The 20,411-nt window shown below is 72.9% G+C and carries 20 protein-coding genes; 17 read left to right on the top strand and 3 right to left on the bottom strand.

The features are described from left to right. Window positions 1-196: 196 nt before the first annotated feature. Both OH804_RS03510 and OH804_RS03505 read right to left on the bottom strand, forming a co-directional pair. The gene (locus tag OH804_RS03510; protein WP_196924380.1) at window positions 197-841 is read right to left on the bottom strand and encodes an HAD family hydrolase; all 645 of its coding nucleotides are present in this window, start codon (window positions 839-841) and stop codon (window positions 197-199) included. A gap of 65 nt (window positions 842-906) precedes the next feature. Then, the gene (locus OH804_RS03505) at window positions 907-1,767 is read right to left on the bottom strand and encodes a carbon-nitrogen hydrolase family protein (RefSeq protein WP_406062693.1); all 861 of its coding nucleotides are present in this window, start codon (window positions 1,765-1,767) and stop codon (window positions 907-909) included. A gap of 77 nt (window positions 1,768-1,844) precedes the next feature. Between OH804_RS03505 and OH804_RS03500 the strand changes: the two genes are divergently transcribed. The 6 genes from OH804_RS03500 to mug all read left to right on the top strand — a co-directional run bounded on the left by OH804_RS03500 (window position 1,845) and on the right by mug (window position 6,103). Further along, a complete protein-coding gene (locus OH804_RS03500; protein ID WP_091403732.1) occupies window positions 1,845-2,417 on the top strand; it encodes a TetR/AcrR family transcriptional regulator in 573 nt (190 codons plus the stop codon). 81 nt (window positions 2,418-2,498) lie between these two features. After that, window positions 2,499-3,425: a TIGR04222 domain-containing membrane protein gene (locus tag OH804_RS03495; protein ID WP_406062691.1), complete on the top strand. Its 927-nt coding sequence runs from the start codon at window positions 2,499-2,501 to the stop codon at window positions 3,423-3,425. Then, on the top strand, window positions 3,422-4,240 hold the full coding sequence (locus tag OH804_RS03490) for a DUF692 domain-containing protein (protein ID WP_406062689.1): 819 nt from the start codon (window positions 3,422-3,424) through the stop codon (window positions 4,238-4,240). The genes OH804_RS03495 and OH804_RS03490 overlap by 4 nt, the downstream gene beginning before the upstream one ends. Beyond that, window positions 4,237-4,782, top strand: coding sequence for a hypothetical protein (locus tag OH804_RS03485; RefSeq protein WP_406062687.1), 546 nt, complete (start codon window positions 4,237-4,239; stop codon window positions 4,780-4,782). Before OH804_RS03490 ends, OH804_RS03485 begins: the two co-directional genes overlap by 4 nt. Beyond that, window positions 4,767-5,528, top strand: coding sequence for an SDR family oxidoreductase (locus OH804_RS03480; RefSeq protein ID WP_196924384.1), 762 nt, complete (start codon window positions 4,767-4,769; stop codon window positions 5,526-5,528). Before OH804_RS03485 ends, OH804_RS03480 begins: the two co-directional genes overlap by 16 nt. Then, window positions 5,525-6,103: a G/U mismatch-specific DNA glycosylase gene (mug, locus tag OH804_RS03475; protein WP_406062685.1), complete on the top strand. Its 579-nt coding sequence runs from the start codon at window positions 5,525-5,527 to the stop codon at window positions 6,101-6,103. The genes OH804_RS03480 and mug overlap by 4 nt, the downstream gene beginning before the upstream one ends. 43 nt (window positions 6,104-6,146) lie before the next feature. On the opposite strand, the gene OH804_RS03470 is transcribed toward mug, so the two are convergent. Next, entirely contained in the window at window positions 6,147-8,834 is a 2,688-nt protein-coding gene (locus OH804_RS03470; RefSeq protein WP_406062683.1) for a tetratricopeptide repeat protein, read from the bottom strand. 179 nt (window positions 8,835-9,013) lie between these two features. Between OH804_RS03470 and OH804_RS03465 the strand changes: the two genes are divergently transcribed. From OH804_RS03465 to OH804_RS03415, 11 genes are all read left to right on the top strand, one after another. Then, window positions 9,014-10,309 carry a hypothetical protein gene (locus tag OH804_RS03465; RefSeq protein ID WP_406062681.1) on the top strand — a complete coding sequence of 432 codons (1,296 nt, stop codon included), beginning with the start codon at window positions 9,014-9,016 and terminating at the stop codon, window positions 10,307-10,309. 71 nt (window positions 10,310-10,380) lie between these two features. Continuing rightward, on the top strand, window positions 10,381-10,995 hold the full coding sequence (locus OH804_RS03460) for a hypothetical protein (protein ID WP_406062679.1): 615 nt from the start codon (window positions 10,381-10,383) through the stop codon (window positions 10,993-10,995). An 11-nt stretch (window positions 10,996-11,006) separates the two neighbouring features. Beyond that, window positions 11,007-12,242: an ATP-grasp domain-containing protein gene (locus OH804_RS03455; protein WP_406062677.1), complete on the top strand. Its 1,236-nt coding sequence runs from the start codon at window positions 11,007-11,009 to the stop codon at window positions 12,240-12,242. Then, the gene (locus tag OH804_RS03450) at window positions 12,239-13,513 is read left to right on the top strand and encodes an MFS transporter (RefSeq protein WP_196924390.1); all 1,275 of its coding nucleotides are present in this window, start codon (window positions 12,239-12,241) and stop codon (window positions 13,511-13,513) included. The genes OH804_RS03455 and OH804_RS03450 overlap by 4 nt, the downstream gene beginning before the upstream one ends. A 79-nt stretch (window positions 13,514-13,592) precedes the next feature. Then, window positions 13,593-15,080, top strand: coding sequence for an anthranilate synthase component I family protein (locus OH804_RS03445; RefSeq protein WP_196924391.1), 1,488 nt, complete (start codon window positions 13,593-13,595; stop codon window positions 15,078-15,080). Further along, window positions 15,077-15,676 (top strand): aminodeoxychorismate/anthranilate synthase component II, encoded by a 600-nt coding sequence (locus OH804_RS03440; protein ID WP_307788791.1) that lies wholly within the window; start codon window positions 15,077-15,079, stop codon window positions 15,674-15,676. Before OH804_RS03445 ends, OH804_RS03440 begins: the two co-directional genes overlap by 4 nt. 1 nt (window position 15,677) lies before the next feature. After that, window positions 15,678-16,319, top strand: coding sequence for a flavodoxin family protein (locus OH804_RS03435; RefSeq protein WP_196924393.1), 642 nt, complete (start codon window positions 15,678-15,680; stop codon window positions 16,317-16,319). After that, window positions 16,316-17,017: an SDR family NAD(P)-dependent oxidoreductase gene (locus OH804_RS03430; RefSeq protein WP_406062674.1), complete on the top strand. Its 702-nt coding sequence runs from the start codon at window positions 16,316-16,318 to the stop codon at window positions 17,015-17,017. The genes OH804_RS03435 and OH804_RS03430 overlap by 4 nt, the downstream gene beginning before the upstream one ends. Window positions 17,018-17,053: 36 nt before the next feature. Then, a complete protein-coding gene (locus OH804_RS03425) occupies window positions 17,054-18,469 on the top strand; it encodes a phenylacetate--CoA ligase family protein (RefSeq protein ID WP_406062671.1) in 1,416 nt (471 codons plus the stop codon). Next, on the top strand, window positions 18,466-19,131 hold the full coding sequence (locus OH804_RS03420; protein WP_406062669.1) for a prephenate dehydratase: 666 nt from the start codon (window positions 18,466-18,468) through the stop codon (window positions 19,129-19,131). The genes OH804_RS03425 and OH804_RS03420 overlap by 4 nt, the downstream gene beginning before the upstream one ends. After that, a complete protein-coding gene (locus OH804_RS03415) occupies window positions 19,128-20,411 on the top strand; it encodes an amidohydrolase family protein (protein ID WP_196924397.1) in 1,284 nt (427 codons plus the stop codon). Before OH804_RS03420 ends, OH804_RS03415 begins: the two co-directional genes overlap by 4 nt.

Below are 20,411 nucleotides of genomic sequence, written 5' to 3'. Positions count from 1 at the left end.
TTGGTCGAGGCTGAGATAGGCGGCTGGAAGCGACCTGCGAAGACGGCCATGACCGACCCCCTCTCCTCGACCGGGCACACGCCCGGGATGCACCATGCGCGGACAATGCTGGTACCACCACGGCGGCCGGTCAACCGAATTACCGCGCCACCACCGGAACGGGCCGCTCCGACGCCCAACCCCAGCGCGGGAACCCTCAGCGGGCCAGGACCGTGGCGACCGCGGCGATCAACCCGTCCACCGTGCGACTCGGCGCGAACCGCACGTCGGACCAGGTGCGCCCTCGGTGCAGCCAGACACTGGGCAACCCGACGGCGGCGGCGCCACCGATGTCCGCCTCCGGGCTGTCACCGATCACCCACGCCCCCCGCAGCGGCATCCGGACCCGCTGGGCGGCGAGCGCGAAGATTCTCGGGTTGGGCTTGCTGACGCCAGCCTCCTCGGAGATCACCCAGTCCGCGACGTACTGGTCCAGCCCGGTCTGGCGGATCTTGGCGTCCTCGACGCGTACGCTGCCGTTGCAGACCACCACCGGCACCCAGCCGGCGTCGTCGGCGATCCGCAGCGCGCAGGCGGTCAGCGGGTCGAGCCGGGTCTGCGCCACCACCCCGTCGTGCAGCTCCTCGACCAGGTCGATCGAGGGGATGCGCAGCTCGTAGCGGTCCCGGATGGCGTCGGCGAGGTCCCAGCGATCGGTCAGCCCGTCGGCGTCGATCGAGACCAACCAGTCGATGTCGGTGTGGGGCGCGCCGATGCTGTCCAGGAAGCGCTCACCCCAGCGGCGGAACGGCCCGGCCCGATCCAGCAGGGTGTTGTCCAGGTCCAGCAGGAGCAGTGGCACTCGGGCACCCTACGGGACCGACGTGTCCGCCAACAGATGCGGCGGGTATCGAGCTGACGGCGGGCTCAGCCAGGCATCGACAGCCGCGGGCAGCCCTGGTCCGACAGGCGATCGGCGAGCATCGAGTGGGCCGCCCGGGTGGCCACGAGCACGGCGGGATCCAGCGTCGCCACCAGCACCGCCGCCCCGTCGTCGGCGCCGCGAGCCAGCACCCGCCCCTCGGGGTCGTAGATGGCCGCGCCGCCGTTGAACCGCCACGGCTCGACACCGCCGACCGCGTTGGCGAAGACCACGAACATCGTGTTGTCCAGGGCACGCGCCGGGTAGTAGAGATCGCGGCGGTGCTCGGAGCCGGCCAGGTATCCGCTGGGGCACAGGTAGGCGTGCGCGCCGTCGAGGGCGGCGGCCCGGCCGTGCTCCGGGAAACAACCGTCGTAGCAGATGCCCAGCCCCAGCCGCCAGTCGTCGACGAGCAGCGTGGCACCCCGATCGCCGGGGGCGAACAGCTCCCGTTCGTCGCCCCACAACTGCTGCTTGTCGTACCCGACCCGCACCTCGCCGGTCCGGTCCACCACCAGCGCCGCGATGGTCCGCCGGCCGTCCGGGTGCCGGACGGCCGCGCCGACCAGCGCGGTGACGCCGGCCTCGCGCGCCGCGACGCGCAGCGGGTCGAGCCGGGGATCCGCGACCATCCCGGCCGGATCGGCCGCGACGTCAGTGCCGGCCGGGTCGGCGGCGAGAACCGGCGGGTGGTACGCGCAGAGGAACAGCTCCGGCAGGACGGCCACCCGGGCGCCCCGCTCGCCGGCTCGGCGGACCAGGTCGGCGGCCATGACCGCGTTGCCGGCGACGTCGCCCGGTGTGGGGGTGGCCTGGACGGTGGCCACTGTCAGCGGGGAGCTGGGCAGGGTGCGGGGCTGGGTCACCGGGCGATGGTAATCGGCGACATCCCAAGCCGTACGTACGGTTTGCGTGCCCCGGGGTGACCTGCAACGATCGACCTGTGCCCAGAGTAAGCCAGGACCAGCTCGACGCTCGCCGGCAGGAGATCCTCGCCGCGGCCCGGGCGTGTTTCGCCCGGCTCGGCTACGAGGGGGCGACCGTACGCCGCCTCGAGGAGGCCACCGGCCTGTCCCGAGGCGCGATCTTCCACCACTTCCGCGACAAGGACTCGCTCTTCCTCGCCGTCGCCGAGGACGACGCCGCGGCCATGGTCGAGACGGTGGCCCGCAACGGTCTGGTGCAGGTGATGCGCGATCTGCTCGCCCGCGCCGTCTCGCCGGACACCACCGGCTGGCTGGGCAGCCAACTGGAGGTCTCCCGGCGACTGCGCACCGACCCGGCGTTCGCCCGACGGTGGGCGGAGCGGTCCGCCGCGATCGCGGAGGCGACCCGGGACCGGCTGGCCCGCCAACGCGACGCCGGGGTGCTGCGCGAGGACGTACCGATCGACGTGCTGGCCCAGTTCCTGGAGCTGGCCTACGACGGCCTGGTGCTGCACCTGGCCATGGGCCGACCGGCCGGTGACCTGGGCCCGGTGCTCGACCTCGTCGAGGAGGCGGTCCGCCGCCACTGACCGCGCGCACACCGGTCGGACGCCCGTGGCGAGGCTGCTCCACAATGGGGCCGCCGATCCCTCCGGTGACAGGAGCAGTCGATGAACGTCCACGCCGCGTCCGGCGACACCTGGGGCATCTCCGGCCCGACCTTCCTCCGGTACTACGTCGCGGCGGCCATCCTGGTGGTGGCGATCGCGGTGTACCACCGGATCCGCCTGCTGACCGCCCCGGGGCACACCACAGTCGATCCACTCGGCGCGCAGCAGGTCGCGTACCTCAACGGTGGCCCTCAGCTCGCTGTGCACGCGGCGCTGGGCGGGCTGCGCGGCAGCGGCGCTGTCGGCGTACGACCGGACCGTCGGCTGACCACCGGCGGTGCCCCGCCGCCCGGGCTCACCCCGCTGGACCAGGCCGTCCACTGGGCCGCGCACCAGCACTCCCGGGTCCGGGACCTGCCGCAGGACGAGCGCGTGCGCACCGCGCTGGACCAGATCCGCGACGGCCTGGAGCAGCGCGGCCTGATCACCGACGACGCGCAGCGCGCCCGTGCCCGCTTCTGGTCCATGGTCCTGTTCGCCCTGCTGGGCCTCGGCGTGCTCCGGTTGGTCTCCGGCCTGGTCAGCGGTCGCCCGGTGGGTTACCTGCTGCTGACCCTGGTTCCGCTGCTGACCATCACGCTGGTGCTGCGCCGGGCACCCATGCTCACCCGGGCCGGTCGCACCGCCCTACGGTCCGTCCGCCGCGAACACACCCACCTCGCGCCGGCCTCCGCGCCCGCCTACGCCACCTACGGAGCGGCCGGCGCGGCGATGGGCGTGGCCCTGTACGGCACCGCCTCGCTCTGGGCGCTCGACCCGGGCTTCGCCGAGCAGGCCGAGATTCAGCGCCAGGCCGCCTCCGGCGGCGGCTGGACGGGCGGCTCCGACGGGTCCTCCGGTGGCGGGGACAGCTCCGGCGGGGACGGCGGCAGCTCCTGCGGCGGTGGAGGCGGCGGGTGCGGGGGCGGCGGCGGGTGCGGCGGATGACCGGCCCGTCCGGAGTTGGCATCGGCTGGCGTCCGGAGATCGCCGGCTTCGTGGCCGAGCTGCCCGGCCTGCGCTTCGTCGAGGTGGTGGCCGAGGGGGTCTCCGCCTCCGGGCCGCTCCCGCCCGGCCTGACGCAGCTGCGGGACCGCGCGGTGACAGTCGTACCCCATGGGGTGCGGCTCTCCCTCGGCGGCGCCGAGCCGGTCGACAGGGCCCGGGTCGCGCACCTGGCCGCTGTGGCACAACGCCTGAACGCCCCGCTGGTCAGCGAACACATCGCGTTCGTCCGGGCCGGCGGCCTGGAGGCCGGCCACCTGCTGCCACTGCCGCGCAGCCGGGAAGCCGTCGACGCGGTCTGCGCCAACGTGGCGCGGGCACAGGCCGAGCTGCCGGTGCCGATCGCCCTCGAACCGATCGCCGCGTTGCTCGACTGGCCCGACGACGAGTTGACCGAGGCGGACTTCCTCACCGAGATCCTCGAGCGGACCGGGGCACTGTTGCTGCTGGACGTGGCAAACGTGCACGCCAACGCCCGCAACCGGGGCACCGACCCGCTGGCGTTGCTGGACCGCCTGCCGCTGGAACGGGTCGCGTACGCCCACGTGGCCGGCGGCGCGGAGCACGGCGGTTTCTACCACGACACCCACACCGACCCGGTGCCGGCGGCGGTGCTGGAGCTGGTCGGCGCGCTCTGCGCCCGGCGGCGACCGCCGGCGCTACTGCTGGAGCGCGACGGCCACTATCCGCCGGCCGCCGAACTCCGCGCCGAACTGGACGCCCTGGCCACCGCCGCGGGCTTCCCGACCGTGACATGACGGGCACACCCCAGGGCGGCTCCGCGCCCACCCCCCGCGCCGGGCTCGCCGAGCGGCAGGCCGAACTGGTCGCGGCGCTGGTCGCCGGGGCTGAGCCACCGGCGGGGTTCGCGCCCGGCCCGCTGGTCGCCACCCGCGCGGCCCTGCTGCGCAAGCGGGCCGGCGAGGTGGCCCGGCACTGGCCACTGCTCGCCGCCGGCCTCGGTGCCAGGTGGTCGACCACCTTCGCCGACTGGGCCGCCCGGCGGCCCACCGCCGGATCGCTGCGCGACGGTTGGGACCTGGCCCGGGCGCTGCACGACCAGCACGCGCTCCCCCCGGCGGCGGCCGAGGAGTTGGCAGTCCGGGAGGCCCGCCTGCGCTACGACGGGCGTCGGGCGCCGCGTCCGCGCCGGGTGCCGGCGGTGGGCCGCGCCGGCAGCGCCGTCGCGGTGCAGATCGCCGGCCGGGTACGCCTGCTGCGCCCCGCCCCACGGGTATCCACCCGTGCTGGCGACGGGGTACCGGATGCGGCAGGATCGGAGTTATGGATCTCGGACTGACCGACCGCGTGTACGTCCTCACCGGCGCCTCCCGCGGCCTGGGATACGCGACAGCGCAGAGCCTGGTCGCCGACGGCGCACGGGTGGTGCTCTCGGCCCGGGACCCGGCCGCGGTGGCCGCCGCCGCCGAGCAGTTGGGCGGCCCGGAGCACGCCGTCGGGCTGACCGCGGACCTGACCGACCCGGAGACCCCGGAGCAGCTCGTCGCCGCCGCCCGAGAGCACTTCGGCCGGCTCGACGGCGCGCTGATCTCGGTCGGCGGCCCACCGGCGGGCAACGCCGCGGCGATCACCGACGAGCAGTGGCGGCTCTCCTTCGAAACCGTCTTCCTGGGCACCATCCGCGCGGTCCGCACGGTCGCCGCCGCGCTGCCCGAGGGCGGCGCGATCGGGCTGGTGCTCTCCACCTCGGCCCGCGGCCCGGTGCCCGGCCTGGGCATCTCCAACGGTCTACGGCCCGGCCTGGTCGGCGCGGCGAAGGACATCGCCGACGACTACGGCCCGCGTGGTGTCCGGGTGGTCGGGCTGCTGCCCGGCCGGATCATGACCGACCGCAACCGGGAGCTCTTCGCCGCGACCGGCGACCCGGATCGCGCCCGCGCCGACGCGGAGGCCGGCATCCCGCTGCGCCGCCTCGGCGACCCCGCCGAGTTCGGCCGGGTGGCCGCGTTCGTGCTCTCCCCCGCCGCGAGCTACCTCACCGGGATCACCCTGCCGGTCGACGGCGGCGCGCTGCGCGGGCTGTGACCCCCGGCCCGGTCCGCCCCTCCGGCATCCGGCATCCCCGGCCGACCCGGGCGGAGCTGGCCGCCGCCGCCGATCGGACCATCCCCGACGTGCTCGCGCCGGGGCTGGCGGTGCTCTTCGTCGGCATCAACCCGGGCCTCTGGTCGGCTGCCACCGGCTGGCACTTCGCCCGGCCCGGTAACCGGTTCTGGCCCGCCCTGCACCGCGGCGGGTTCACCCCTCGACTGCTGCACCCCAGCGAACAGGACCAGCTGCCCGCGCTCGGGCTCGGCATCACCAACATGGCCGCCCGGGCCAGCGCCCGCGCGGACGAGCTGAGCACCGAGGAACTCCTCGACGGTGCGGCGATCCTGACCGACAAGGTGGCCCGGTACCGGCCGCGCTGGGTGGCCGTGGTGGGGGTGACCGCGTACCGGATCGGTTTCCAGCGGCCGAAGGCCACCTTCGGGCCGCAGCCGGAGTCGCTGGCCGGCGCCCGGCTGTGGGTGCTGCCCAACCCCAGCGGCCTGAACGCGCACTTCACCCCGGTCACCCTGGGCCTGGCGTTCGCCGAGCTGCGCGTGGCGGCGTTCTGACCAGCGGTCAAGCTGTTGTGGCCTCTCGGGTGGGCGACGGCCGTCAGCGGCTCCGGGCGGGCGCGCCCGGGGAGGCCTCGCCGATCGCGGCCCGGTCGAGGGCGCCCTGGACCAGGTCCGCCTCCGGCAGGTTCAGGGCACGGAACTCGTGCACGGCCCGCTCCCGGTGTTCGCGGGCGGCCACCGGGTCGCCCAGCTCGGCGTAGGCGTCGCCCAGGTACCGCTGGGCCCGCGCCGCCTCGTGCCGGTCGCCGGTGCGCGCGGTGTGCTCGGCGGCCTCCCGATGGCACTCCAGGGCCTGATCCGGGTGCCCGGTACGGAGCAGTGCCACGCCCAGGCTGTTGAGCACCTCGGCCTGCAGCACCCGGTCGGCGATCGCCCGGCTCGCGTCCAGGGCCCGGGTCAGCACCGCGATCGCCTCGACGACCTCGCCCAGGTCGAGAAGGCAGGCGCCGGTGCGGCTCAGCGCCCGGCACTCGTCGGCTCGGTTGCCCGTGCTGTCGAACGTCTCCAGGGCCTGTTGCAGCAGCGGGATCGCGCGTGACGGTCGCCCCGCACGCTCGTGGACGAACGCGAGCCCCTTGAGCGCCGCGCCCTCCCCGGTACGGTCGCCGGTCGACCGGCCGATCTCCAGGGCCTGCTTCACCATCTCGGTCGCCTCCTCGAACCGCCCGGTCCAGGCCAGGCTGCGCCCCACGTTTGTCAGCACCCGGCCCTCGGCCACCCGTGCGTTGATCGCCCGCAGCCGATCCGCCGCCTGCCGTGACCAGAACAGCGACTCCTCGTAGCGGCCGAGACGCTCGTAGGCGAAGCCCAGATTGCACATCACCCGGCCCTCCCCGGCCTGGTCGTCCAGCTCGGCGAAGACGGCCAGTGCCGCGAGGTAGTGCTGCACGCCGTCCAGCAACTGGCTCGACATGTCGTGGCAGAGCCCGAGCGTGCTGAGCACGTCCGCCTCGCCTTGCCGGTCGCCGAGCTCCCGGAATCCGCTCAGTGCCTCGGCGAGGCAGCTCAGCGCCTCGGTGTGGAAGCTCGTCCAGGCATAGTTGGCCCCCAGGTTGAGCAGGGCCGTGCTGCGCCCGGCGAGGTCACCCAGCTTCCGGGCGGCTTCGGCGGCGGCGACCTGCAGCTGCTCGTTCGCCCCGAAGTGCCCGCCGGCCTGCAGATGGTGGCCGAGGATCGCGGCCATGTCGACGACCCGCTCCGGCCCGGCCGCGCTCGCCACCGCCAGCAGGTTCGTGCTCTCCTCACCGAGCCAGGTCAGCGCGTCCGGGTGCGGGAAGTAGTCGGCCGGCCCGGTGCCACGGTCCGGCAGCCACCGGTACGGGTACAGCTCCCGGATCGCCGCCGCCGCGGTGGCCACGTAGTGGTCGAAGACCCGGGCCAGCGCCGCGTCCCGGGCTGGCTCGTCCTCCCGCACGGCCAGGTCCCGCGCGTACGCCCGGAGCAGATCGTGGAAGTCGTACGCGTTCGGCCCGCGCTGTTGCAGCAGGTTCTGGTCGAGCATCGACTCCAGGAACGCCTGCGCGGCCGGTGGGGTCAGCCCGGTCAGCGCGGCCACCGAGCCGGGGGTCAGCGCGTCGCCGGGGTGCAGGGCCAGCAGCCGGTAGTGCCGCTTCTGCTCGTCGTCCAGCTCGCGGTAGGACAGCTCGAAGACGGCGCGGACCGTGCTGCCGCCGGCGGACAGCCCGTCCAGGCCGTGCGTCCGCAGGTACTCCACCAGGTTCTGCACAGTCCACGAGCTGCGTGCCCGCAGGCGTTGCGAGGCCAGCGCGACAGCGATCGGCAGGTGGCCGCAGAGCTCGGCGACCTCGGTGGTGGCGCGCCTGTCGGCGACCTTGTCGGCGCTGGCCGTGGTGCGCAGCATCCGCAGCGCCTCGTCCGGGGTGAACGCGGGCAGCGCGATCTGGCGTACGTGTGGGAGCCCGGCCAGGCTGCGCCGGCTCGTCATGATCGTCAGGCTGTACGGGCTGGTCGGCAGCAGATCACGCACCTGCTCCTCGTTCGCCACGTTGTCCAGCACGACGATCGCCTCGCGCCCGGCGAGCCGGTCACGATACATCGCGGCCCGCCCGTCGAGGTCGGCCGGGATTCGGGAGCCGGGCACCCCGAGGCGCCGCAGGAACGAGTCGAGCACTTCGCCCGGGTCGATCGGGGCGCGCTGCCGGTCGAAGCCGCGCAGGTTGGTGAACAGTTGCACGTCCGCGTACCGGCCGTCGCGGATCAGTTCATGAGCGACCCGGATGGCGAACTGCGTCTTGCCGATGCCGGCCATGCCCTCGACCACGACCACCAGCGGGTGTGGGGAGTGCCCGGCCTCGTCGATCCAGGCGCGCAGGCCGGCCAGCTGCGGCTCGCGGCCGACGAACCCGGCCAGCTCGTGGGGTAGCTGACGCAGCGCCTCGACCGACTCGGAACGCTGGGTGGCCGCGTGCGCGGTGATGCACGCGTCGCGCCATGCGGCGACCTGGGCGGGGTCCAGCCCGAGCGCCCGGACCAGCCGGACGACCAGGTCGATGTCGAGGCGACGGCGGCCGGTCTTGAAGATGTCGGCGACCGTGCTGTGCGAGACCGCGACGGCCTCCGGATCGGCCGAGATGCGCTTCGCGAGGACCCGGTACGACGGCATGTTCGCCCAGTTCCAGAGATTCTTCAGGGCGCCGACGAACTCGTCGACGGACCGCGGCTGGCCCGGGCCGGGCGCCGGAGGGCGGCTGGTGTCGTCGTTCATCGGCGTGCCTTTCCCCGTGGTCGGCGCCGGGCGTACGGATTCGTACGGACTACTCGCTCCGTCGCCCCGGACACCGGCAGAGTCCTGGTCGGACATCTCCTTGCTGATCTTCGTGCTGGCAGCGTCGCCGAGTGCTCGATCGCAAAGCCGTCCGCACACAGGCCATCGGGGGTAGGCGGATGACCGGGACGAACCGGCTGTGGACCTTGCTCGACACCTTCAACCTGTCCGATTACACCGACCGGGCGCACCGGGAGGGACGCGACGCGATGCGTGGCGACGCGGCCCTGACCGAGCAGGTCCGGACACTGACCGAGGCGACAGCGGCGGTCCGCAAGGACAGCGGCGCGCTCGGCCCGTTCGCACGGCGGGCGGTGGAGACCGCGGGGCAGTTCCTGGACGCGCAGGACTACCTGCTCACGCACGACAAACCCCGCTACGAGCAGTACGCGTCGGTCGGGTTGCTGCGCCACCTGCTGCGGGTCGAGGGCAACACCGCCACACCGGCCGAGCGCGCCCACGTCTGGCTGGTCTTCCGCCGGATCCTGGAGGCACAACTGGAGTTCGAGTTGGCTGCCCTGGCCGGTGTCACCAGCCTGGCCAAGCGGGACTTCTCCCCGCAGGTGGCGCGCGACAGGTATCTCGTGCTGGCCGACATCCGGGAGATGGTCCCGGGCCGGCTCGGCGGCCGCCCGGTCGGCTCGCAGTGGCTGACCATGCCGGCCGGCGGGCGCACCCTCGGGGAGGTGGCGCGGGACCGGTCCGGCGCCGCCGCGATCGCGCGGCTGCTGCTGTTCCCGCAGACCACCTGCCACGACGAGGTCGCCTTCCTTGCCCAGATCCAGCTCGGTGAGTGCCTGTTCTGGGGCGCGCTGCTGTGCGTGCGGCAGGCGCTCGCCGCGATCGGCGCGGGTGACCTGGCCGGCGCGACCCGTCACGTGCGCGCCGCCGGGCAGTTCGCCTGGCCCCTGATCAAGATCTTTCATTCCGTACGGACCATGCCGCCCGCCCACTTCCACGGGTTCCGGGAGCAGACCGGCAACGCCAGCGCCGTGCAGTGCGAGAGCTGGCAGATGCTCGACGCGCACCTCTACGGCGTGCTCCCGGAGAAGGTCGACGCGCTGGAGACCACCCCGGAGGTGCGGCACGTGCTGGCCCTGCACCGACCGGACTTCGTCCCGCTGGTGCCGGTGGTGGCCGATCTCGGCGACAGCCCGGCCGAGCGGGGCCTGCGCGATGAGATCGTCACCTTGGATCAGCGGATACGTGCGTGGCGTGCCTTCCACACCAGGCAGCTCGCGGGGCGGCAGGATCCGGGGTATCTGCCGGCGGGCGCGGCCGCTTCCGGCGGCACGTCCGGTTATCCCTATCTGGCTGCGCAACGGCCACCGCGAGCCTCGGCGATGGAAAGAGGACCGAAGCGCGATTCGGACCACCAGGCACCCTCCGGCGATTGCAAGATAGGTTCGCGCTGAATTTTATTCCTCCGCCGCAAGTCGCCGCGGAATGCATGTCAGTTGTCCCAGTCAATGGAACGGAATGGAATATGAAGGCAGAGCGAAGCGCCACGTTGCGTGACCGATTCCCGGATCTGCAATTCGCCATGATCACGGACGTGGTGATCGACGCCGATTTCCCAGCCAGGGCGGCCGCCCTGGACGTGGCCGCGACGATCGAGCGTGACGCGGACCGGATCGAGCGGGCGGTCGCGGCGGCCGACACGTTCTTCCGGGTCGAGGGTCACCGCTGCCCCCTGCCCGGCCAACTCGCCGGCGCTCGACGCAAGGGCCTGCCCCCGGTGCCGCCGCTCGTCCGCGCGCTGCTCTACGCCGAGATGGGCACCGGCGTGCTGCTCGGCGTCCAGGACGCCGAGGGGATGCGGGGCGACCTGCTGCTCGACCTCGCCGAGGACGGGGAGACCTTCGCGGGGATGCGCGGTGACGTGGTGTGCCGGGCCGGTGAGCCGGTGATCCGCGACGGGGCCGGGATCATCGCGTCCGTCTTTCAGGGACCCGACCACCGTACCCGGATCGACGACGGCACCACCCAGCCGATCTTCTACGCCTTCGGCGTGCCCGGACTGGACCGGGAGCGGCTCGACGCGGCGATCACCGCCGTCCGGGAGCTGTTCCCGGCCGGCAGCGCGGTCGTCCACGGCTGAAAGGAACCGCCATGTCCACCTCACCCCTGCTGATCGTGGTCTGCCCGATGGACCGGGAGACCCGTTGGCACATGCTGGAGTCGGTCGGCGCCCACCATCGGGTCTGGCTCTTCGTCGACACCGAACCCACCTGGGAGAGCGCCTACGCGGCCGGTCACACCGTGATCGACACGCTCGATGCGGACCGGATGACCGAGCAGGCCCGCCGGCTCTCCCCGGACGCGATCGTCTGTTGGGACGAGACCCGGATCCTGGCCGCAGCCCACGTCGCGCAGCGGCTCGGCCTGCCCGGACTGACCCCGGCGGCGGTGCTCGCCTGCCGTGACAAGCACGCCACCCGGCGCGCGGTCGCCGCAGCCGGTGGCCCGCAGCCGGTGTCGACCCTGGTCGACACGCTGCCGCAGGCGCTCGCCGCGGCCCGGTCCACCGGCTATCCGGTGGTCGTCAAGCCCCGCGCGCTGGTCGGCAGCACCGGCACCCGGCTGGCCCGCGACGAGCGGGAACTCGCCGAGATCTTCCCGGCCACCCGGGGGATCACCATGCCGGAGGTGCGGGAGCGGTTCGACTCGGCGGTGCTCGTCGAGGAATATCTGGACGGCCCGGAGATCAGCGTCGACTCCCTGGTCTGGGACGGTGTGGTCACCCCGCTCTACGTGGCCCGCAAGCAGCTCAGCCCGCTGCCGAATTTCGAGGAGGTCGGACACGTCGTCTCGCGCGACGACCCGCTGGTGCGCGACCCGGAGCTGCTGCGGGTGCTCGGGCTGGTGCACGCCGCGCTCGGGGTCACCCGGGGCTGGACGCACTCGGAGTGGCGGCTCACCGCGTACGGTCCCCGGCTCGTCGAGGTCAATGCCCGCAGCGGCGGTGACCTGATCTCGTACCTCGGTCGTCTGGTGACCGGAGCGGACGCCGCGCTGGCGGCGGCTTCCCTCGCCCTGGGGGAGCGCCCGGAGCCCGGCCCGGCCGGGTATCCGGCGGCGGCCGTGCGGTTCCTCTACCCACCGGTGGAGACCGTGGTCGGCGAGGTGGAGATCGTCTCGGACCGGCTGCCGTCCGGGATCGTGCTGGCCCGCGCCCTGGCCGGACCCGGGCACGTCCTGGAGCTGCCGCCCGCCTCGCACACCGGCCGGTACGCGGTCCTGGTCGCCGCGGGCGGCAGCGCCGAGGAGTGCGAGCGGATCCTGGACGCCGCCGAGGACGCGGTTCGCCTGATCGTCGCCGAGCCCGCGGTGGCGGTGCGCGGATGAGTACGCCGGGCAGCGCGCCCGCCGCCGACGGGGTCCTGGCGACGTGGCGTCAGGCGCCGCGGCCAGTCAAGGCCGTGATCGCCGGGATTCTGGTGAACCGCTTCGGCGGCTTCCTGCAGATCTTCCTGGTGCTCTACCTGACGCAGCGGGGCTTCAGCACGGTCCAGGCCGGTACGGCCCTGGGCGCGCTGGGTGCGGGTGCGGTGCTCGGCACTCTCGGCGGGGGCTGGCTGGCGGCCCAGGTCGGCTGCCGGCTCGCGGTGGCCGCCAGCATGTCGGCGACCGCGCTGTGCACTGTCGCGGTGCTCTACGTCCCCGGATATCCGGCGTTGCTGGCGATGGTGGCAGGTGTCGGCGCGGCCAGCCAGCTGTACCGGCCCGCCGCCGCCGAGGTGGTCAGCCGATACACCCCCGCCGAGCGGCAGGTGCTGGTCTTCGCCATGTACCGGCTCGCCACGAACCTCGGCACCACGGCCGCGCCGCTGCTGGGCGCGGCGCTGGTGGCGATCTCGTACCCGGTGCTGTTCTGGGTCGAGGCCCTGGCGGCGCTGAGCGTGGTCGCGATCGGGCTGTCGCTGCCCCACGACCGTCCGGCCCCGGCCGAGCCGCGAGCCGGGGCCGAGCCACCGGCCGGGGCCGAGCCACGAGCGAGTTACCGCGCACTGCTGGCCGACCGCCGCTACCTGCTGTTCCTGCTGGCGATCCTCGGGTTCGCGGCCGTCTACAACCAGTACCTCGCGACGCTGCCACTGACCGTGCGCGACGCCGGACTGCCGACCACTGTCTACAGCGTCTGCGTGGCGGTGAACGCGGCCGTGGTGATCGCGCTGGAACTGGTGGTCACCCGGTGGGTGCGGCACTGGTCCGGCCGGGTGGCGGCGGCTGCCGGGATCCTGCTGGTCGGCGCCGGGCTCAGCGCCTACGCGCTGCCGCTGCAGTTCGCCGGCCTGGTCGTGGCCACGCTGGTCTGGTCGGTCGGCGAGGTGATCGGGTCGCCGACGCTCACCGCCTACCCGGCCGGGGCCGGACCGGTCGCGCTGCGCAGCCGGTACCTGGGCGCGTCCCAGTCGATGTTCGGACTCGGCGCCGCGATCGGGCCACCGCTCGGCGTCGCCGTCTGGGCCGCTGCCGGTGACCGTTTCTGGTTGCTCTGCGGGCTGGTCGCGGCATTGTCCGCGGTAGCGGCGTGGCGCTCGATGACCGATTCCCGCGTCCGTGTCCCGGCCTCCAACGATGCTGTGGAATTGCTGGAAGATTCCCGACAGAAATAAGCGTGACGGCATTACCTCGTATCGCCGCCGTCGACGACTATTCCCCGCCCATTCCCCGCATTTCTCCGGAGAGACCCCCATGCCTTTTTCCGATCCACCGGACGCATCCCGCATCGACGTACGGACCCGGCAGACCGCCGTGCCCTGCCCGAACCCCCTGGCCGCCTACCTGGCCCTGCGCCCCATCTTCGGAGCGGCCGGCGTCTACCTGCTCGAATCGCTGTCCGGACCCGCCTCCGACCGCCGGTCGGCGACCGTGGGCTTCCAGCCGCTGCTGGAGATATCGGTGCGCCGGGGCGCCGTGGAGGTCACCGGCGTCGCCGCCGTGCGCGACAAGGCCGTGGCGGCCGGGATCGGCACCGGCACCCTGGTCGAGACCTCCGACGGGCTGCGCCTGCCGGACGACCCCGCGCTGTGGGGCTTCGTGCGGGCCGTGCAGGCCCGCTTCGACACCGGCGGCACGCCGCAGCCGGGCCTCGGATTCCTCACCTTCCTCGGGTACGACGCGGTCCGCTACCTCGAGAAGCTGCCGTACGTCATCGAGGACCCCGACGGGCCGCCCGACGTGACGTTCGTGCTCTACCAGGGTCAGGTCCACGTCGACCTGCGGGACAACAGTGCCCGGCTGCTGGTGCACGAGTCGCCGGACTGGCCGGGGCTCGACCTGACCGCGGTCACCGCCGCGCTGACCGCCGCACCCGAGCCGGATGCCGGACTGCCGCCCGTGCCCCGCCCGCGGTCGATCAGCGACAGCACCACCGAGGACGCGTACGTCGCCGATGTCGCCCGCTGCCTCCACCACATCGGGGTGGGCGACATCTACCAGATCCAGATCGGCCACGAACTGTGCATCGAGAGCGACGTGGACGAGCTGACGATCTACCGGCGGCTGCGGCAGCGCAATCCGTCGCCGTACATGTGCCTGCTCCCGATCGCCGGACGTACCCTGATCGGCTCCAGCCCCGAGCTGTTCGTCCGGGTCGAGGGCGACGCGATCGCCATGCGCCCGATCGCCGGCACCACCTCGCGCGGCGCGGACGAGGTCGAGAACGAGCGGCGGGTGGCCGCGCTGCGCGCCGACGACAAGGAGATCGCCGAGCACGTCATGCTCGTCGACCTGTGCCGCAACGACCTCGGCCGGATCTGCCGCGCCGACACCGTCGAGGTCGACGAGATGATGGTGGTCGAGGACTTCTCGCACGTCTTCCACCTGGTCTCCAACGTCACCGGGCGGCTCGAGCCGGACACCGACGCGTACGACGTGATCACCGCGACGTTCCCGGCCGGCACCATGACCGGCGCCCCCAAGATCCGCGCCATGGAGATCATCGAGGCGACCGAGTCGAGCCGCCGCGGCCTGTACGCCGGCGCGTTCGGCCACATCGACTTCTCCGGCGAGATGGTGCTGGCGCTGTCCATCCGCGCCGTCGTCGGCGACGGCACGGGATACCGCACCCGGGCCTCGGCCGGGGTGGTCGCCGACTCCGTCCCGAGCCGCGAATGGCGCGAGACGCTGGCCAAGATGAGCGCGGCGGTCTGGGCCGTCACGGGCGAGGAGCTGCTGTGAAGACCATCGTCGTGGACGCGTACGACAGCTTCGTCTACATCATCCACCAGTATCTGCGCAGCCTCGGTGCGCAACCGCTCGTGTTACGCAGCGACGAGGCCGGCCCGGACCGGATCGCCGCCGAGGCCCCCGACCTGCTGGTGCTCGGCCCCGGCCCCGGCCACCCGGTCGAATCCGGACACGTCGAGCTGGTCACCACATTCGCCGGCCGAATCCCCATGTTCGGCGTCTGTCTCGGCCATCAGGCGATCGGCACCGCGTTCGGCGGCACGGTCCGCCCCGCCAAGCACCTGATGCACGGCAAGACCAGCCGGATCATGCACGACGGACGGGGTTGCTTCGCCGCGCAGCCGCAGCTGTTCGCGGCCACCCGCTACCACTCGCTGATCGTCGAGGAGGACACCGTCCCGGACTGCCTGGAGATCAGCGCCCGCGCCGAGGACGACGGCTACGTGATGGGATTGCGCCACCGCGACCTGCCGATCGAGTCGGTCCAGTTCCACCCGGAGAGCATCTGCACCGCAAGTGGGCTGAACGTGTTCCGGTCCTTCATCGACCGGCACCTGCCCGGCGAGCGCCGGCCGGAGCGGGCCTGACATGGGCGCTGAACCCACGGTCGTCGCGATCAACGGCTCGGAGCGGATCGGTGGCAACACCGCAGAGGTGCTCGGCTACGCGGCCGCCCGCTTCGCCGCCCGCGGCGTGCGCCTCGACGTGGTCGAGCTGGCCCGAACCGACTTCACCGCCTGCGGGCCGTGCGGCGAGTGCAACACCCGGACCGAGACGTGCCGGCAGGCCGACGACATGCCCGGGATCGTCCGCCGGATGATCGCCGCCGACGGCATCATCTACGCCACCCCGGTGCACGGCTTCGGCACCGCCAGCCTCATGCAACAGTTCATCGAGCGGGCCGGCGTCGGCTATCTGCGCTTCGCCCGGCCTCTGACCAACAAGGTCGGCGGGGTCGTCGTGGTCGGCCGCCGCTACTCGCACGTCGACGTGCACGCCCAACTGCTGCACAACGTGATGCTCAACCGGATGCTGCTGGTCGGCAGCGGCTTCCCGGCGGTCGTGCACGCCGGCGACCGCGGCGAGGCCCTCGCCGACCGGGAGGGCGTCGACGCGGTGACCCGCCTCGTCGACCGGATGACCGACATGATCCACCTGCTGCACGAGCACCGCCGGATGACCGGGCACGACCTGCCGGTGCCGGGCAGCAACGAGCGGGTGCTGCGATGAGCCGGCTCGCTGTGGTGACCGGATCCTCCGGTGCGATCGGCGCCGCCACCTGCGAGCACCTGGCCGCCGCCGGATACACGGTGGCCGGTCTGGACCTGCGCCCGCCCGCACCCGGCGCCACGCACCGGCACCTGAGCGTCGATCTCGGCGACCCGCGCGCGGTCACCGCCGCGTTCGAGCGGGCCGCCGGGATGGGCCGGCTCGCCGTGCTGGTCAACAACGCCGGCGTCTACCTGGCCCGGGATTTCCTCGACACCACCCCCGAGGAACTGGACCTGGTGCTCGCCGGCAACGTCAAGAGCGCCTTCCACTGCGCGCAGGCGTTCACCCGCCGGATCGCCGCGACCGGCGGCGGCGAACCCGCCGCGATCGTCAACGTCGCCTCGATCAGCGGGCGCAGCGGCAGCCCGGACGCCGCGTACGGCGCCTCCAAAGGCGCCGTCATCGCCCTCACCCGCAGCCTCGCCGGAGTCCTGGCCCGTTACCGGATCCGGGTCAACGCGGTCGCCCCCGGCATCGTGCACAGCGAGATGTCCGACCGCATCCCCGCGGACCGGCGCAGGCACTACCTGGACGACATCCCCCTGGGCCGGTTCGCCCAGCCCGCCGAGATCGCCGCCGTCATCGCCATGCTCGCGTCGCCGGCCGCCGCCTACATGACCGGCGCCGTCGTCGACGTCAACGGCGGCCTGCACTGATCCACCCCTGAGAGACGAGAGAAGGCACCGACCCCTATGTGGCTGCCCACCGACCCGCGTTACCGCGACTTCCTCACCGAATACCTCGACGTCTGCGACCGCTACTACGCCGACACCATGACCGCGGCCGACTGGTGCGCCTGGTACGACCGCCGCCTCGCCGTCGTCGTCGCGCACACCCAGCGCAAGTCCCCGTTCTACCGCCGCCACCTGGCCGGCGTCGACCCGGCCACGACCACCACGGCCACCCTCGCCGGCCTGCCCTTCACCACAAAGGCGGACCTGCGCCGGGAGATGTTCGACGTGCTCAGCGGCGACATCACCGAGGGCACCTTCTTCTACGAGACCACCGGCACCACCGGCCGCGCCACCCCCTGCCCGCGCGACGGCAAGGAGGTGATCGCCAGCAACTACCACGTCACCGAGAGCTGGCGCAGCATCTTCCGGCACCACTTCGGTGACCGCCGCCCGGCGATCGGCCTGATGGGACCCACCGAGGTGCACTCGTTCGGCGACACCCTCGGCGACGTCGCCCGCAACGTCGGCTCCTGCAACGCCAAGATCTGGCCGTACTCGCCGGTCATCGGGTTCGAGAAGGCCCTGCAGCTGATGAAGGATCTGCGGCTGGAGGTGGTCGTCTGCACCCCGGGCGTCTGCCTCAACCTGGCCAAGGCCGCCCGGCACTACGGGTACGACCTGGCCAAGGACTTCGACGTGAAACTGTTCTTCCTCACCGGCGAGATGTGCACCCCGGCCCTGGCCGCCAACATCGACTCGGTCTGGGGCGTCGACACCTACAACATCCTGTACGGCTCGCAGGAAGCCTTCGTCATCGGCACCGCCTGCAGGAACAAGAACATGCACCTGTCCGCGCCGAACTACGTCGCCGAGCTGATCGACCCGGACAGCGGTGACGTGCTCGGCAGCACCGGCACCGGCGAGCTCTGCGTCACCACCCTGATCGACGGCCTCAAACCGCTGGTCCGCTACCGCACCGGCGACCTGGTCCGGCTCGGCCGGGACACCTGCGACTGCGAGCTGAAGGGCCCGCGGCTGGACGTCGTCGGCCGGGTCTTGGACCGCATCGAACTGGGCCGCGGTCGACACCTCGCCGCCGAACTGGAGGAGGCCGTCCTGCACGGCGTCCGCGACTGCCTCGGCTTCCAGATCGTCATCGATGCCGACGCGGACGGCGACCGGGTCACCGTCCGGCTCGACCTGATCGACGGCGGCGGCAACCCGGACGAGGTCCGGGCCGGTGTGGTCGGGCGCTTCGCCAACCGCTTCGGGGTGCCCGCCACCGTCGAGATCGTCGGCGAACTGGACCAGATCGTCAGCACCGGCGCGTTCGTCAGCTGGAAGGCCGCCCGCATCCAGGACCGGCGCACCGCCCCGGACCACGAGACGGAGGTCGCGATGGCGATGGCCGCCCGGCGGGGGTACACGACGTGACGACCTTCGGCGACACCTACGCCCGCAGCCTTGAACGCTTCGGCGCCGTGCTGCGCGAGCACGGCACCCTGCGGCTGAGCACCCTCGGCCCGGCTGGGACCAGCAGCGAGCACGCCGCCGGGCATCTGCGCGAGCGGCTGCTCGCCGCCGGGTACCCCGGGCCGGAGGTCGTCCTGCACCCGACCTTCGGCGCGGTGCTCGACAGCGTCACCGGTGGGCGGTCCGAGGTGGCGCTGGTGCCCAGCGCCTACCGGGACGCGACCGCGTTCCACTGGCACCCCGCGCTGCGGTTGCTGTTCCACTTCGCCCACCCCACTCCGGCGTACGGCCTGGCCGCCCGCCAGGGGCAGGCCCCGGACCGTACCCGGCTGCGGATCTCCACCATGTCCGAGGTCTCCGTGCTCTACCCCGAGCTGTGCCCGCCCGCCCTGCGTGACCGCGCCGTCGACTGGGTCCCGGCCCGCTCGACAATGGACGCCGCCCAGGTGCTGTCCCGCGGCGACGCCGACCTCGCGCTTACCAACGATCACGGCCGCCACGCCCACGACCTGCACTGGCTCGCCCGGCGACCCGGCGCGCAGATCGTCTGGCTGCTGTTCACCTCCTTGCCCCTGAACACCCCGCCCGCCGCACCCGCATCCACCGACGAGGACGAGCGATGACCACACCCGCCACGCGCCCGCTGTTGCTGCACGACGTCACCGTCCAGGAGGGGCTCGGCCGCGCCTCGGTGCCCGGTCGCTCGATCCTGATCCGCGGCGACCGGATCGAGGCGGTCATGCCGGTGGGCGACGCGCCCGCCGGCTCGCCCGACGTGGACGTGCGCGTGCTGACCGGCCGGACCGTGCTGCCCGGCATGACCCTCGGGCACACCCACGTCGCCTACCACAACGTGGTCACCGCCCGGGACACCATGTTCAAGTACTCGCTGCCTGAGATCACCCTGATCGCCGCCGCGAACGCCGAGCGGCTGCTCCAGCTCGGCTACACCGCCATGGTCGGCGCCGGCTCGGTCGCCGGCATCGACATGGCCCTCAAACGCGCCATCGCCGAGGGCCGGATCACCGGCCCTCGGGTCACCGCGTGCAGCCGCGACCTGATGGTCTCCGCGCCGCCTGACCGCCGCGATCCCGCGGTCGCCCGGCGCATCCCGGTCGAGCTGATGCCGGTCGTCGACTCCGCCGCCGAGATGGTCGAGCGCACCGACAAGGAGATCGACGAGGGCGCCGAGATCATCAAGACGTTCTCGTCCGGCGACGACACCTACCCGAACGCGAAGAGCAAGGAGCTGCTCTACACCCTCGACGAGCTGCGCGCGGTCGTCGAGAAGGCGCACGCCCGGGGCGTCCGGGTCCGGGCACACTCCCGTGGCATCGACGGCATCCGCAACGCGATCAACGCTGGCGTCGACGTGATCGACCACGCCTCGTACGCCGACGAGGATTGCCTGGAGCAGATCGCCGAGCGCGGTATCTTCGTCGTCCCCAGCCTGTATCAGCCGCGGCAACTGCTGCTCTTCGGCGAGCAGCACGGCAAGAGCTCGGAGTACCTGGAGAAGCTGGAGTTCCAGGACGAGATCGACAACACGCTCTGGCTACTGCCGCGTGCCCAGGAGCTGGGCATCCGCCTGGTCCCCGGCGACGACTTCGGTTTCGCCTGGACCCCGCACGGTACCTACAACGACGAGCTGCGCGTCTACGTCGAGGTGGCCGGCATCCCCGCCCCCACCGTGCTGAGCTGGGCCACCGCCAACGGCGCGGCCCTGGCCGGCCGCGGCGACGACGCCGGGGTGGTCGCACCCGGGCGCCTCGCCGATCTGGTCGTCACCGACGGCGACCCGGCCGCCGAGATCACCGTCCTGGGTGACCCTGACCGCATCGAGATGGTGCTGCTCGGCGGCGAGATCAAGCGGGACGCGGTACGCGTGCCGGTGGCGGCCTGA

The sequence above is a fragment of the Micromonospora sp. NBC_00860 genome, from assembly GCF_045207375.1.
Lineage (GTDB): Bacteria > Actinomycetota > Actinomycetes > Mycobacteriales > Micromonosporaceae > Micromonospora > Micromonospora vinacea.
The sequence above is the reverse complement of the archived record's forward strand: the minus strand, read 5'-3'. Positions and strand labels throughout refer to the sequence as shown.

Coding starts and splice junctions, on each gene's coding strand:
- OH804_RS03415 (WP_196924397.1), top strand. CDS start 19,128: ATGACCACACCCGCCACGCGCCCGCTGTTGCTGCACGACGTCACCGTC.
- OH804_RS03450 (WP_196924390.1), top strand. CDS start 12,239: ATGAGTACGCCGGGCAGCGCGCCCGCCGCCGACGGGGTCCTGGCGACG.
- OH804_RS03480 (WP_196924384.1), top strand. CDS start 4,767: ATGGATCTCGGACTGACCGACCGCGTGTACGTCCTCACCGGCGCCTCC.
- OH804_RS03435 (WP_196924393.1), top strand. CDS start 15,678: ATGGGCGCTGAACCCACGGTCGTCGCGATCAACGGCTCGGAGCGGATC.
- OH804_RS03465 (WP_406062681.1), top strand. CDS start 9,014: ATGACCGGGACGAACCGGCTGTGGACCTTGCTCGACACCTTCAACCTG.
- OH804_RS03455 (WP_406062677.1), top strand. CDS start 11,007: ATGTCCACCTCACCCCTGCTGATCGTGGTCTGCCCGATGGACCGGGAG.
- OH804_RS03490 (WP_406062689.1), top strand. CDS start 3,422: ATGACCGGCCCGTCCGGAGTTGGCATCGGCTGGCGTCCGGAGATCGCC.
- OH804_RS03485 (WP_406062687.1), top strand. CDS start 4,237: ATGACGGGCACACCCCAGGGCGGCTCCGCGCCCACCCCCCGCGCCGGG.
- OH804_RS03430 (WP_406062674.1), top strand. CDS start 16,316: ATGAGCCGGCTCGCTGTGGTGACCGGATCCTCCGGTGCGATCGGCGCC.
- OH804_RS03425 (WP_406062671.1), top strand. CDS start 17,054: ATGTGGCTGCCCACCGACCCGCGTTACCGCGACTTCCTCACCGAATAC.
- OH804_RS03445 (WP_196924391.1), top strand. CDS start 13,593: ATGCCTTTTTCCGATCCACCGGACGCATCCCGCATCGACGTACGGACC.
- OH804_RS03495 (WP_406062691.1), top strand. CDS start 2,499: ATGAACGTCCACGCCGCGTCCGGCGACACCTGGGGCATCTCCGGCCCG.
- OH804_RS03470 (WP_406062683.1), bottom strand. CDS start 8,834: ATGAACGACGACACCAGCCGCCCTCCGGCGCCCGGCCCGGGCCAGCCG.
- OH804_RS03460 (WP_406062679.1), top strand. CDS start 10,381: ATGAAGGCAGAGCGAAGCGCCACGTTGCGTGACCGATTCCCGGATCTG.